Source organism: Streptomyces morookaense, assembly GCF_013030945.1.
Lineage (GTDB): Bacteria > Actinomycetota > Actinomycetes > Streptomycetales > Streptomycetaceae > Streptomyces > Streptomyces morookaensis.
This window is the reverse complement of record NZ_JABBXF010000079.1, coordinates 1-13,592: the sequence shown is the minus strand read 5'-3', so window position 1 is coordinate 13,592 and position 13,592 is coordinate 1. Positions and strand designations below refer to the sequence as shown.

The window sequence follows — 13,592 nt, the reverse complement described above, 5'->3', positions numbered from 1 at the left end:
CATGCGAGTCATAGTCGTCGGAGCCGGCGTGGTGGGAACCATGCACGCCTGGCATGCAGTTCAACGCGGCCACGAGGTCGTCCACTTGGAGCGCGAGGCCGAGGCGCGCGGGGCCTCCGTCCGCAACTTCGGCCTGGTCTGGGTCGGCGGCCGGGCCGGCGGCGCGGAGCTGGACACCGCGCTGCGCGCCCGCGAACTGTGGGAGGAGATCGGGGCCGCCGTCCCCGGCCTCGGCTTCCGGGGCAACGGTTCGCTGACGCTCGTCACCAACGAGGCCGAACTGGCCGTCGCCCGGGCCGCCGCCGAGGGCCCCGAGGCCGCCCGGCGCGGCTTCGAACTCCTCGGCACCGCAGAGGTCCGCGCCCTCGAACCCGCGCTGCGCGGCACGTTCCTCGGCGCGCTGCGCTGCGGACGTGACGCCGCCGTCGAACCGCGCACCGCCCAGCGCGTCCTGAAGGCCGAACTGCTGACGTCCGGCCGCTACACCTTCCTCGGCGGACGCGAGGTCCGCGAGGTCGTCGGCGAGCGCGCCGTCCGCGACGACCGCGGCGACGTCCACCACGGCGACGCCGTCGTGCTGTGCACGGGCGCATGGCTCGGCGGGCTCGTCAAGGAACTCGCCCCCGAACTCCCCGTCCGCCGCGTCCGGTTGCAGATGATGCAGACCGGGCCCCTCGGCGAACGGCTCGCCTCCTCCGTCGCCGACGCCGACAGCTTCCGCTACTACCCGGCCTACGGCGGTGCCGCGCTGGACGCGATGGCTGCCGCGCAGGCCCAGCCGCCGGTGGCAGCCGAGCACAGGATGCAGCTGCTCATGGTCCAGCGCGCGGACGGCGGGCTGACGATCGGCGACACGCACGAGTACGAGACCCCGTTCGCCTTCGACGTCGACGAGGCGCCCTACCGGCATCTCGCCGCCGTCGCCGAGTCCTTCCTCGGCCGCCCGCTGCCGGCGGTCCGGCGCCGCTGGGCCGGGGTGTACGCGCAGTGCCTGGAGAGCGGGCGCGTCGTGCACCGCGAGCAGGTGCGCGAGGGCGTGTGGCTGGTGACCGGGCCCGGCGGGCGCGGCATGACCTGCTCCCCGGCGATCGCCGAGACGACCGCGAACGAACTGGGCTGGTGAGGTTGTTGAAGCAGAAGCAGAACCGTATTTCCCTGGTCGTGCTCGACATGGCCGGCACGACCGTCGCCGACGACGGCCTCGTCGAGCAGGCCTTCGACGCCGCGGCCCGGCGGCTCGGCGTGGAGCCGGGCACCCCGGACCATGCGGAGAAACTCGCCTACGTCCGCGCCACGATGGGCGAATCCAAGATCTCGGTCTTCCGCCACCTCTTCGGCGAGGAGGCGCGGGCGCAGGAGGCGAACGCCGCCTTCGAGGAGGCCTACGGGCAGCTGGTCGCGGCAGGGCAGTGCGCGCCGGTCCCGGGTGCCCGGGAGGCGATCGAGCGGCTGCGCGGCGAGGGCCGCGGCGTCGTGCTGACCACCGGCTTCGCCCGGGTCACCCAGGAGGCGATCCTCGCCGCGCTCGGCTGGGGCGAGGGTCTCGTCGACCTCACCCTCTGCCCGGGCGACGTGGGCGGCCGCGGCCGCCCGTACCCGGACATGGTGCTGGCCGCCCTGCTGCGCACGCGGGCCGCGGACGCGGTGGCGCAGGTCGCGGTGGCGGGGGACACCTCGTACGACATGCTCACCGGGAGCCGGGCGGGCGCGGGCATGGTCGCCGGCGTACTGACCGGCGCCCACGAGGAGGGCGCCCTGCGGGCGGCCGGGGCCACGCACGTCCTGGGCTCGGTGGCCGAACTGCCGGACGCCGTTGCGGAGTACGAACTCCGTGCCACGGAGACGGAGTCGTGACCGGCATACGGTTCGAGGGTGTCACCGTCGCCTACGGCGACAACACCGTCCTCGACTCCCTCTCCCTCACCGTCGAACCCGGCGAGGTCATGGCCCTGCTCGGGCCGTCCGGATCCGGCAAGACGACGGCGCTGCGGTCCGTCGCCGGGTTCGTACGGCCCGCCGCCGGGAGGGTGTTCATCGGCGGCCGGGACGTCACCGGCCTCGCCCCCCACCGCCGCGGCGTCGGCATGGTCGTCCAGCAGTACGCGCTCTTCCCGCACATGCGGGTCGACGCCAACGTCGCCTTCGGGCTCCGGGCGCAGAAGGCGCCGCGGGCCATGATCGCGGGGCGGGTCGCGGAAGCGCTGGAGATGACGGGGATGGCCGCGTACGCCAAGCGGTACCCGCGCGAGCTGTCCGGCGGGCAGCAGCAGCGTGTGGCCATCGCGCGGGCGCTGGCCATCCGGCCGGGGGTGCTGCTCCTGGACGAGCCGCTGTCCGCGCTGGACGCGCAGCTGCGCTCCGGCATGCTGGCCGAACTGGCACGGCTGCACCGCGAGTTGCCGGATGTCACGATGCTGTACGTCACCCACGACCAGGTCGAGGCGCTCACCCTCGCCGACCGCATCGCGGTCATGGACCGCGCCCGGCTGCGGGACTGCGGCACGCCGCAGGAGCTGTACCGGCGCCCGCGCACCGAATTCACGGCGTCGTTCGTCGGCAACGCGAACCTGCTGCCGGTGACCGTCACCGGGGACGGCCGCGTCGGCCTCGCGGGCACGGACGTGTCCGTCCCGACCGGCGGCGCGGCGCACGGCGCGACGGCCACCCTGTGCGTCCGCCCGCACCTGGTCGGCCTGGGCCCCGGCCCGAACACCCTGCGGGGCCGGGTGACGGAGGTGCAGTGGCGGGGCGCCACGCACCGGGTGGCCGTCGAGGTGGACGGCCATCATGTGACCGCGGAAGTCCGCGAACTCCGGGAGACTCCGGCGCTAGGCGACGAGGTCACCGTCCACTTCGCGAGCGAGGACGCGGTGCTGCTTCCCGCAGGGGGGACGAATGGCTGAGCCCAACGGGCTGCGGGCCGAGGCCGGTTCGGCACCGCCGGTCACCGCCGTGGGGCGTCTCGCCGTTGCGGCGGAGGGCAGGGGCGGGCGCCCCTACGGCCCTGCGCACCGCGACGGTGCTCACGGGCCGGGGTGCGGGCCCGCGCAATCCTCCCGCCGCAACGGCGGGCAACCCGAGTTGCCGGAAACCCGGAAGCCGCGAACCCTGCCCGCATGGGTACTCGCCCTCCCGCCCCTCGCCGTTCTCGGCCTCGTCTTCCTCTACCCCCTCGCCCTGGTCGCCCGGCAGTCCCTCTCGCCGGACGGCTCCGGGGGCGGCAGCCCCTCCCTCGCCGCGTACGGCGACGTCCTCGGGCAGGCCGCCTTCCGGCAGGCCCTCCGCACCACGGTGCTGATCGCCACCGGGTCCACGGCCGGCGCCGTGATCCTCGGTTTCGTCCTGGCGATCGTGATCGCCTTCGTCCCCTTTCCCGGCGGCAAGGCCCTCGCCCGGTTCATCGACGTCTTCCTCTCCTTCCCCTCCTTCCTCATCACCCTCGCCCTCCTCTTCATCTACGGCACCGTCGGCATGGCCAACGGCCTCTGGACCGATGCCCTCGGCGGCACCGGGCCGTTCGACTTCCTGCACACCCCCTGGGGTGTGCTCCTCGCCGAGATCACCTACTTCACCCCCTTCGTCATGCGCCCCCTCCTCGCCGCCTTCTCCCAGATCGAGACGGCGCAGCTCGAAGCCGCCGCCTCCCTCGGCGCCAAGGCGCCGCGGATCGTGCGGCAGGTGATCCTCCCCGAGGCGCTGCCCTCGCTCGCCGCAGGCGGCTCGCTCGTCCTCGTCATGTGCCTCAACGAGTTCGGCATCGTCCTCTTCACCGGCGCCAAGGGCGTCACCACCCTGCCCACGCTCGTCTACGGCAAGGCCGTCCTCGACGGCGACTACACCTCCGCCTGCGTGGTCGCCGTCGTCAACATCGTGCTCTCCGTGGGCCTCTACGGCCTGTACCGGCTGCTGCTCTCCCGAACGCGCCCCGCAGGAGGTCCTCGTGCTCGTGCATAGCCGCCGCGCCCGGTGGGCGGTTCAAGCCGTCTTCTTCGCGCTCTTCCTGCCTGTCTTCGCCCTCCCCTTCCTGGTGATCGTGGCCGCCTCCTTCGCCACGAACTGGAGCGGTGTACTTCCCTCCGGCGCCACCACGGCGCACTACCGGGACCTCGTCCACGGCGACGCGACGGACGCCCTCGTCACCAGCCTGGTGACGGCCGTGGCCGCCGGCCTGCTCGCCCTCGCCCTCGGCACCTGGGCCGCCCTCGCGGCGCAGTCCCTGCGCGGCCGGCGCTCGCGCAAGGCCGTGGACGCGCTGTTCATGCTCCCGGTGGCGGTGCCCTCCGTCGTCGTGGGACTGTCGCTGCTCGTCGCCTTCTCCCGGCCCCCGCTGCTCCTCAACGGCACCCGCGAGATCGTGATCGTCGCGCACACCGTGCTCGTCACCGCCTTCGCCCACCAGTCGGTGACGGCCGCCCTCGCACGCCTCGACCCTGCCTACGAGCAGCTCGCCGCAAGTCTCGGCGCGCGCCCCGCCCATGTGCTGTGGCGCGTGAAGCTCCCCCTCCTGCTGCCCTCCCTCACGGCCGCCGCCGGCCTCTGCTTCGCCCTGTCCATGGGCGAGTTGAGCGCCACGATGATGCTCTACCCGCCCGACTGGCTCCCCCTCCCCGTCAAGATTTTCGGTGCCACCGACCGTGGCGCCCTCTTCTCCGGAGCCGCGCTCGCCGTCGTGCTCATGGTCACCACCCTCCTCGCCCTCCTGGGCGTCTCCCGCATCCGCACCCGCGCCTCCTACAGATAACCACCCGCCACCGACAACGGAGTTCGCCTCGCCATGCCCCGCACCTCCCGCCCGCTCACCGCCGCCCTCGGCGCCCTGGTCCTCGGCACCTCCCTCACCGCCTGCGGCGGTTCCGCCGACGCCTCCGCCAAGGAGATCACCGTCTACAGCGCCGACGGCCTCAAGTCCGAGAACGGCACCGGCTTCTACGACAAGGTCTTCAAGGACTTCGAGGACAGGACCGGCATCGAGGTCAAGTACGTCGAGGGCGGCTCGGGCGAGATGGTCCAGCGCCTCAACCGCGAACGGACCAACACCCAGGCGGACGTGGTCGTCACCCTTCCGCCGTTCATCCAGCAGGCGTCGAGCAAGGGGCTGTTGGAGACGTACAAGCCCGCAGGCTCCGACCGGGTCGCCGACGCCGACAAGGACCCCTCCGGCAAGTGGACCTCCGTCGTCGACAACTACTTCTGCTTCATCTACAACAGCAAGGAACTCACCACCCCGCCCAGGACCTGGAACGACCTCCTCGACCCCAAGTTCAAGGGCAAGCTCCAGTACTCCACCCCCGGCGTCGCGGGCGACGGAACCGCCGTGCTGATCAAGGCCATGCACGACTTCGGCGGCAAGGACGCGGCCATGGCCTACTTCAAGAAGCTCCAGGCCAACAACGTCGGCCCGTCCTCCTCCACCGGCCAGCTCGCCCCCAGGACCGCCAAGGGCGAACTCCTCGTCGCCAACGGCGATGTGCAGATGAACTACGCCAACACCAAGTTCATGGCGAACCAGGGCATCTTCTTCCCCGCCGGGGACAACGGAAAGCCCACCACCTTCGCGCTGCCCTACGCCGCCGGACTGGTCAAGAGCGCACCGCACACGGCCAATGCGAAGAAGTTCCTCGACTACCTGCTCTCCGACGAGGTCCAGAACGAGGTGTCCTCCGTGGCCGGCGGCTTCACGTCCCGCACGGACATCAAGCCGGGCGACCGCAACGCGATCGCCCTCGGCGAGATCATGAAGGGCGTCGAGATCTTCCGCCCGGACTGGCAGGACATCAACGCCCACCTGACGTCGTACGTGGACGCGTGGAAGTCGGCCACCGGCAACTGAGGGGCGCCCCGTAGGGGGCGCGGGGAACTGCGCGACCAGCCACAACGCACCCGCGGCGAAGGACATAGGGTGAAGGTGTTACCCCACGTACCCACAGCGGGAGCGACATGGCAGAGCGCAAGCCGATCGAGTCCTGGCTCACCGACATGGACGGTGTCCTCATGCACGAGGGCATCCCGGTCCCCGGGGCCGACGCCTTCATCAAGCGGCTCCGCGAGTCCGGCAGGCCCTTTCTCGTCCTGACCAACAACTCGATCTACACGCCGCGCGACCTGCATGCCCGGCTCGCCCGGATCGGGCTCGACGTCCCCGTCCCCAACATCTGGACGTCGGCCCTGGCCACGGCGAAGTTCCTGGACGACCAGCGGCCCGGCGGCACCGCCTACGTCATCGGCGAGGCCGGTCTGACGACGGCCCTGCACGACATCGGCTACGTGCTCACCGACGCCGAGCCCGACTACGTCGTCCTCGGCGAGACGCGCACGTACAGCTTCGAGGCGCTCACCAAGGCGATCCGGCTGATCAACGCGGGCGCCCGGTTCATCGCCACCAACCCCGACGAGACCGGGCCGTCCGCCGAGGGCGCCCTGCCCGCCACCGGCTCGGTCGCCGCGCTGATCACCAAGGCGACCGGCCGCGAGCCCTACTTCGTCGGCAAGCCCAACCCGCTGATGATGCGCGCCGGGCTCAACGCCATCGGCGCCCACTCCGAGACCAGCGCCATGATCGGTGACCGGATGGACACCGATGTGCTGGCCGGGCTGGAGGCCGGCATGGAGACCTTCCTCGTTCTGACCGGGCTCACCCGGCCCGAGGAGGTCGAGCACCATCCCTTCCGCCCGTCCCGGGTGGTCGACTCGATCGCCGATCTCGTCGATCTGATCTGAGCGGAAACGGGCGGAACGGGGCCCGTTCCGGTCGCGATTCTGAGCCGATCGGGCCCGATGATCGCCAAATGGAGCAATACGTCTACGGAGCGGATGCGCCGCGCTCGCCCGCCGGGTGAACCTCTGGAGCAGGAGGTTCACCATGGACTCATTCCGCATCGCCCTCTGCGGCGCCGTCACCGCTGCGGTGGCCGTCTGCACCGGAACCCTCTCCGCCGGACCGGCCCGCGCCGCCGACGGTCCGGCGACGATGTCGGGAACGATAGAGCTCACCCCCGTCTCCGCCCGCCCCGGCTCCGAGGTGCAGCTGCGCATCTCCGGCTGCCGCAGCGAGCGGGCCACGGCCACCTCCGAGGCCTTCGTCTCCGACGCCCGGCTGGCCAAGGACTCCGCCGGGCTGTTCGCCGAGGCCACCATCCGCCAGACCGCCCGCGCCGGCACGTACCCGGTCAAGGTGATGTGCGACGGCTACAACTCGACCGCCCAGGGCCGGCTGACCGTCGTCCCCTACGGTCGTGACCTGCCCGAACCCCAGGCCGCCCCGCAGCCCCCCGAGCAGCGCAGCGCCCCCGTCGTGCACGACGGGCTCGGGCCGCACGAGGCCCACACCCTGCCCGGCGGGCACTTCGCCTCGCCCGTCGCACCCGTCCCGGCGGGCGGCGGCGGCACCGCGCGCGTGGTCGTCCCCGAGGCGCCCGACACCCCCGGGCTGGTCCTCGCCGGCACCACGGCCGCCATCGCGGGCGGCCTGATCTGGTACCGCCGGCGCACCGACGGCCGGCAGCAGCGGTGAGAGAGGCGGCCCGGGTGCCATGGAAGAGCTGCGTACCGGGGGCGAACCGCAGACGGCCGGCCGCGGGCGGCTGCTGACCGGCCTGGCCTGGGCGGCCCTGCTGGTCGCCCTGTGGCTGTGGGGCCGCGAGGCCACCGAGGTGCCGGCGCCGGCCACCCCCACCACGGGCGACGCGGCGGCCGCGGGCCGTCCGCCCGCACACCCCCTGCCCCCGGCGCGGGACCCGCTGCCGGAGTCCCGGCCGCGGGTCCTCGCCATCAAGGCCATGGGCGTCCGTGCCCCCGTCGAGGCGCGCGGGCTCACCGCGCAGGGCGCGGTCGAACCGCCGCCGTACAACAGGCCCGGCAGCGTGGCCTGGTACCGGGGCGGACCCCAGCCCGGCACCCTCGGCGCGGCCGTCCTCGTCGGGCACGTCGACACCGAGCACGGCCGCGCGGTCTTCGCGGGGCTCGGCGGCATCCCGCGCGGCGAGACGATCACGGTCGAGCGCGCGGACGGCAGCACCGCCGAGTTCACGGTCGACGACGTGGCGGTCTACACGAAGGACCGGTTCGACGCCGCCAGGGTCTACGGCCCGCACGAAAAGGGCCGCGCCGAACTGCACTTGATCACCTGCGGCGGCACCTTCGACCGGGTGCGGCAGACGTACAGCGCCAACGTCGTGGTGTCGGCGTACCTGACCGGCGGCAGCATCCGGCCGTAGTCCCGCAGCCTGCAACGAGCGGAGAGACCCCAGTGGAACCACCGGTGAACACTCGCCCGACAGAGCGACTCCGCACCGTGTCGGGGCGGGAGCGCCCCCGGTCGCGGGCCCGACTGTGCGACCATGGACGAGGCACCTCCATCGGCTCCGGCGGTACACCCAAGGGGGAGTGGATGTACGGCGGCAACACCGGCCCACGGAGGGCCCTCGCGCTGACCGGTGCGGCGATCGCGATGATGCTTCTGGCGACGGGCTGTTCCTCGGAGGAGAAGAAGCCGGCCGGGCAGCACGCCTCGGCGGCCATGCAGCCGCCGTCCCAACTCCCCAAGTCCCGCTCGCCGTTCTGGGTCAACCCGGACGCCACCGCGGCCAAGCAGATGATCCAGCTGCAGCAGGCCGGCAAGACGCAGGACGCCCGGCTGATCGCCCGGATCGCCGCGCAGCCGGAGGCCGAGTGGATCGGCGTGGACGACCCGGAGGGCCAGACCCGCGGCTTCACGGAGGCCGCTGCCAAGGCCGACCGCGACGCGGTGCTCGTGCTCTACAACATCCCGCACCGCGACTGCGGCCAGTACTCCCAGGGCGGCGCCTCCGACGGCAATTCCTACCGGGCCTGGCTCGACAAGGCCGTCGCCGGCATCGGGGACCGCCGGGCCACCGTCATCCTCGAACCCGACGCCCTGCCGCACATGGAGGACGGCTGCACCCCGCGGCAGTTCCACGAGGAGCGGTACGCGCTGCTCAAGGAGGCCGTCGGCAAGCTCAAGCAGCTGCCCCGGACCAAGGTCTACCTGGACGCGGGCAATCCCAGCTGGGTCACCCCGGCGGACCGGATGGCCGAGCCGCTCAAGCGCGCCGGCGTCGACCAGGCCGACGGCTTCGCGCTGAACGTCTCCAACTTCCAGACCACGCAGGACAGCAAGGAGTACGGCCGGCAGCTCTCCGCCCTCGTCGGCGGCAAGCACTTCGTCATCGACACCAGCCGCAACGGCAACGGCCCGCTCTCTGGGGCCGATCACGAGAAGGCCTGGTGCAACCCGGAGGGCCGGGCCCTCGGCGAGCCCCCGACGACGAAGACCGGCGACCCGGTGGTGGACGCCTACCTGTGGGTCAAGAGGCCGGGCGAGTCGGACGGTTCGTGCAAGGGAGGCCCGGAAGCGGGCCAGTGGTGGGAGGCTTACGCCCTCGAACTGGCCCGCAACGCGAAGTAGTTCTTACCGGCCCTCGTCCTTGGCGGGGACCTTCAGCCACACCGCCTCGGACGGGGTGCCCTGGTCGTCGACCACATCCAGCATGTACCAGCCGGGCGGCACCAGGGACGGGTCCTTGGGGAGGGTGACCTTCACGCCGTCCTTGGTCTTCGTGAAGTCCAGGGCGACCGACCGCTGTTCCACGTTGGTGACGTGCGTGAACGACCCGGGCCGGATCAGCCGCACCTTGGTGACCGGGCGGTCGCCGGAGGTCCGGTAGCTCGTGTCCTCGCCGAGGCCGACCGTCCGGTTGTCCTTGTCCTTGATCTCGGGGCGCCCGCTGCGGAACAGGTACGGCGGTGTGTAGAGGTCGATCTCCTGCTGGAAGGTGCCGGGCCGGGTGTTGTCCGCGTCGCCGAAGAGCGAGTCGGAGCCGAAGGTCATCACCCGTCCGTCGGGCAGCAGCAGCGCGCCCGAGTGGTAGTTGCGCCCCACGAGCGGATCGGCCACCGGACGGGTGGAGTTGCTCTTCGGGTTGTAGATCTCGGCCTTGAGGACGTTGGAGTCGCTGCGGCCCCGGTAGCCGCCGGAGCCGTTCGTGGTCAGCACCGTGTCGTCGGGCAGGATGACGCTGCTGGGATAGCGGACCTTGGCGTAGAGGTCGGGGCCGTCGTGGAAGCGCGGCCTGGCGTCGTGCAGGTCCACGATCCGGGTCTTCGCCGTGGACTTGCGGTCCTCGCCGACGCCTCCGCCGCCCAGCACCATGTAGCGCTGGTCCTGCGCGGGCGGCAGCAGCACCGACATCGAGGTCTCCAGGATGTCGGGGTCGCTGATGCCGGGCACCTCGGTGAACTGGTTGGTCTGCACGTCCCAGAGGCCCGGCGTGCGGCCCTCGTCGGCCGGTCCGTACCCGGCGTTGGAACCGGTGTAGAAGATCCGGCCCTTCTCGGTGAGGAACAGGGCGGGATAGGTGGGGAAGAACCGCTGCGTGGGCAGATAGCTCCACTTCCTGGTCTTCGGGTCGTAGATCTCGTTCTTCCCCGGGACGACCTGGCCGATCTCGTCCAGGCCGGAGACGGAGAGGACCTTGCCGTCCTGGAGCGTGGTGAGCGTGGGATACCAGCGGGCCTCTTCCATCGGGTCGACCGTGATGTAGCGCTCGGCCACCGGATCGAACTCGTAGGCGTCCTTGATGCCCTGGAAATCCTTCTTGTCGAAGGACAGCTTGTTGGCGATCCCGTAGAAGTTCTGCGCGTCGGTGCCGCCGAGGCCCTCGATGCGGTAGTTCTCGGTGGTCCCCGTCGCGTATTCCTGGCCCTTTTCCAGGGCCTCCACGTAGACGCGTGCGGTGGTGCCGGTGACAGTCACCTTGCCGTCCTTGTCCTGCTCCTTCTTGGCGCGCGGGACGAGGACGGGGTCCTTGGACTCGAAGGTCTTGCGGGTCGTCTTGCCGGTGAACCGGGTCCCGGCGGGGAACGTCATCGGCTTGTCGGGGTTCTCGTTGTGGACGATCATCAGGCCGCCGGCCTTGGTGACGTCGCCCTCCAGTTTCTCGTAGCGCTGGGTGCCGCCCGCCACCAGGAGATTTCCGTCCGGGAGCTGGGTGTGTCCGGCACAGAAGAGGTCCTTCGGGGTGGGGATGTTCTTGAAGGTGTTCGCCTTCGGGTCCCACAGGACCGAGCGGAAGGACTTCGCCTTGAAATTGGCGGCGTTGTTGCCGGAGCCGGCGACCAGCAGCACCTTGCCCGTGTGCAGCAGGGCGGCGTGGATCGTATTGATCCGGTACTCCTTGGGGACGGACACCTCGTCCCAGTGGCCGTTCTTCGCCTTGTACTCGGGCTTGTTGATTTTGTATGCGTAGTACTGGTCGGACGCGTACCCCCAGATCGCCGGGCCGTTCATGCCCGCGAGGGCACAGACGACCACTGCGCCGATCGCCGTGCGGCGGGTGCGGCGGGTGAACCGGTATCTCATGACTGCTGCGCCCCCTCGGGCTGCTCGGGCGTGCGGCGCAGGGTCCAGGCCCAGGCCACGATCGGTGCCACGGTGATCAGTACGGCGAGGGCGGCCCAGGTGCGCATGGCCACATGGGTGTGGCCGAGAAAGAAGGAGGCCACCAGCGAACCGCCGAAGACCGCCAGGAAGAAGAGGTGGATGCGGAAGGTGCCGAAGAGGGTGTCGGGACTGGCCGAATCGCCCTTCGGGGTGACCACGAACCGGCTCTTGCGGCGCAGCACCGCATCGGTCAGCGAGCGTGCGTAGATCGGTGCGGAGAGCGCGGACATCGCCATGCCGGCCAGCCCGCCGGAGCCCTCGGGCTCGTGCGGGGAGACGTTGTGCCGGCGGTTCCAGATGTAGAGGCCGATCTGCAGGGCGGCCGCATCGCTGTAGAGCATCATCCAGACCTCGGAGTCGATCTGGATCCCGGAGGCGCCGAGCCCGAGGAAGAGGGTGCAACTCAGGGCGCCGAGCATCCAGTTGATCGCGGTCATCGGATAGTAGATGACCATCAGCGTGTAGTTGAGGAACGGGCCCGGGGGCAGTGTGAAGGGCCCCTTCCAGTACTGCTTGAGGATGGTCTCGTAGGTGCCCCGGGACCAGCGCAGCTGCTGGGTGAAGAAATCCGTCCAGGCGTTCGGTCCTTCTCCCACGGCGAGGACGTCGGGGGTGTAGACTGAGCGCCACTTTCTGCCCGTCGCAGGATTGCGGTGCCGGTGCAGCTCGAACCCTGTGGCCATGTCCTCGGTGATCGAGTCGTAGAGCCCGCCGATTCCCTTGAGCGCGCTGATGCGCACGACGTTGTTGGTGCCGACGAACATGGGGGTGCCGTAGCGGTTGCCCGCGCGCTGGATGAGGGCGTGGAAGAGGAACTGCTGGCTTTCCGCGGCCTTGGTGACGGCCGCGTCGTAGTTCCCGTACACCTGAGGTCCAACGACAAAGGCGACATCCGGGTCACGGAAATAACCGAGCATGCGCTCCAGGAAGTTGGGCAGCGGAACGTGGTCGGTGTCCACGGAGGCGAAGAAGTCGTAATGCTCGCCGTGGGCGTCCAGCCAGGCGTTGTAGTTCCCGTGTTTGGTTCTCGCGCGGTGCGGGCCTTTCGGCCTGTTCCACTTCTCCACGCCCTTGCGCGTGAAGTGGTGCACGCCGAGGCGCTTGCAGACGTCCTTCACCTCGGGGTCGTCGCCCTCGTCCAGCAGCCAGACGTCGAGCGGGCCGCGGTGGCGCACCCGGACGGCCGCCTCCAAGGTGCGCGTCACCATCGCGATCGGCTCCTTGCCGGGCACGAAGGAGGTGAGGAAGGCGACCTTGGTGCCGGTCTGCGGCACTACGGGTATCGGGTCGCGGGCCACCAGGGTGGCGTGGGCGTTGGACGTGACGTTCAGGGTGCGGAACAGCTCGATCAGGCCGATCGACACCAGCATCACCGTGTCCAGCGCCCGCATGAGCGGGGTGGCGTGGTCGCGCTGGGTCCAGTGCGCGGGCTGCATCAGCCACACCAGCAGGGCCAGCGAGACGATCGGCGCGGCGCCCAGCAGCAGCGCCGCCTTGATCCGGTGCGGCTCGTCGGCCAGCAGGCTGCGGTAGCGGACCCGGTACGGGACGCCCTCGGGCGGCTGGGTCAGCGGGCCGGCGAGGCGGCTGTAGTGCTCGTAGTCGTAGCGCGGGCGCGTCCGCCCCGGGTGGCGGCGGGCCGGCGCACGGACGACCGCTCCGGTGACCGGCCGCCTGGTGTCGGGCGCGGTGGCCCGGGTGGCCGGGACGGGGACCCGCACGCGCGGGATCGCTTTCGGCGGCGTCTCCTGGTGCCTGGAGTCGGCAGGCGTAGATGTCATGAATCGTCCCCCCGCACGCATGCTGACTGCGTGTGCGCTGCAGTTCACGGGCCCGGCCGGCCCCCCTTGACCGAGCGCGGGCGTGTATCGGTGCCGGCTCCCTCCGGCACCACCCAACTCACTGGTCAGACAGTGATATTGGGGATGTTGCCGTCAGTCAGGATCTCGGACCCTCAGTCATGATCGCAAGGGTGAAACAAGGTGGTTACCGGGCAAAGCGGTACGCTCGAACAGAGAAACGTGCGAACAGGTAGAAGCGTGGCGCGCACATATGGCCGGAAACGACTCAGGGCTCCTCACCGAGAGTGAGGAGCCCTGAGACTCGCGTGCGCCGCCAGGGACTCGAACCCCGG

The 13,592-nt window shown here is 71.0% G+C and carries 12 protein-coding genes; 10 read left to right on the top strand and 2 right to left on the bottom strand.

What is annotated here, in order from left to right:
- The first annotated feature begins 1 nt into the window (after position 1).
- From HG542_RS27515 to HG542_RS27470, 10 genes are all read left to right on the top strand, one after another.
- A complete protein-coding gene (locus HG542_RS27515; protein ID WP_171086055.1) occupies positions 2–1,123 on the top strand; it encodes a TIGR03364 family FAD-dependent oxidoreductase in 1,122 nt (373 codons plus the stop codon).
- A gap of 5 nt (positions 1,124–1,128) precedes the next feature.
- Positions 1,129–1,854 carry a phosphonatase-like hydrolase gene (locus tag HG542_RS27510; protein ID WP_268256431.1) on the top strand — a complete coding sequence of 242 codons (726 nt, stop codon included), beginning with the start codon at positions 1,129–1,131 and terminating at the stop codon, positions 1,852–1,854.
- Positions 1,851–2,903, top strand: a complete 1,053-nt coding sequence (locus tag HG542_RS27505; protein WP_171086054.1) for an ABC transporter ATP-binding protein — start codon at positions 1,851–1,853, stop codon at positions 2,901–2,903. Before HG542_RS27510 ends, HG542_RS27505 begins: the two co-directional genes overlap by 4 nt.
- Complete coding sequence (locus HG542_RS27500) at positions 2,896–3,954, top strand: 2-aminoethylphosphonate ABC transporter permease subunit (protein ID WP_171086053.1); 1,059 nt, start codon at positions 2,896–2,898, stop codon at positions 3,952–3,954. Before HG542_RS27505 ends, HG542_RS27500 begins: the two co-directional genes overlap by 8 nt.
- Positions 3,941–4,741: an ABC transporter permease gene (locus HG542_RS27495; RefSeq protein ID WP_171086052.1), complete on the top strand. Its 801-nt coding sequence runs from the start codon at positions 3,941–3,943 to the stop codon at positions 4,739–4,741. The genes HG542_RS27500 and HG542_RS27495 overlap by 14 nt, the downstream gene beginning before the upstream one ends.
- A gap of 33 nt (positions 4,742–4,774) precedes the next feature.
- A complete protein-coding gene (locus HG542_RS27490; RefSeq protein ID WP_171086050.1) occupies positions 4,775–5,830 on the top strand; it encodes a 2-aminoethylphosphonate ABC transporter substrate-binding protein in 1,056 nt (351 codons plus the stop codon).
- Positions 5,831–5,937: 107 nt separating this feature from the next.
- Complete coding sequence (locus HG542_RS27485; protein ID WP_171086048.1) at positions 5,938–6,717, top strand: HAD-IIA family hydrolase; 780 nt, start codon at positions 5,938–5,940, stop codon at positions 6,715–6,717.
- Positions 6,718–6,859: 142 nt separating this feature from the next.
- Positions 6,860–7,510 (top strand): hypothetical protein, encoded by a 651-nt coding sequence (locus HG542_RS27480; RefSeq protein WP_171086046.1) that lies wholly within the window; start codon positions 6,860–6,862, stop codon positions 7,508–7,510.
- Between the two features lie 19 nt (positions 7,511–7,529).
- Positions 7,530–8,213, top strand: coding sequence for a class F sortase (locus HG542_RS27475; RefSeq protein ID WP_171086044.1), 684 nt, complete (start codon positions 7,530–7,532; stop codon positions 8,211–8,213).
- 173 nt (positions 8,214–8,386) lie between these two features.
- Positions 8,387–9,424, top strand: a complete 1,038-nt coding sequence (locus HG542_RS27470; protein WP_171086043.1) for a glycoside hydrolase family 6 protein — start codon at positions 8,387–8,389, stop codon at positions 9,422–9,424.
- A gap of 3 nt (positions 9,425–9,427) precedes the next feature.
- On the opposite strand, the gene glxA is transcribed toward HG542_RS27470, so the two are convergent.
- Positions 9,428–11,377 carry a radical copper oxidase GlxA gene (gene glxA, locus HG542_RS27465; RefSeq protein WP_171086041.1) on the bottom strand — a complete coding sequence of 650 codons (1,950 nt, stop codon included), beginning with the start codon at positions 11,375–11,377 and terminating at the stop codon, positions 9,428–9,430.
- Positions 11,374–13,239: a glycosyltransferase family 2 protein gene (locus HG542_RS27460; protein ID WP_171086039.1), complete on the bottom strand. Its 1,866-nt coding sequence runs from the start codon at positions 13,237–13,239 to the stop codon at positions 11,374–11,376. Before HG542_RS27460 ends, glxA begins: the two co-directional genes overlap by 4 nt.
- Positions 13,240–13,592 lie beyond the last annotated feature (353 nt).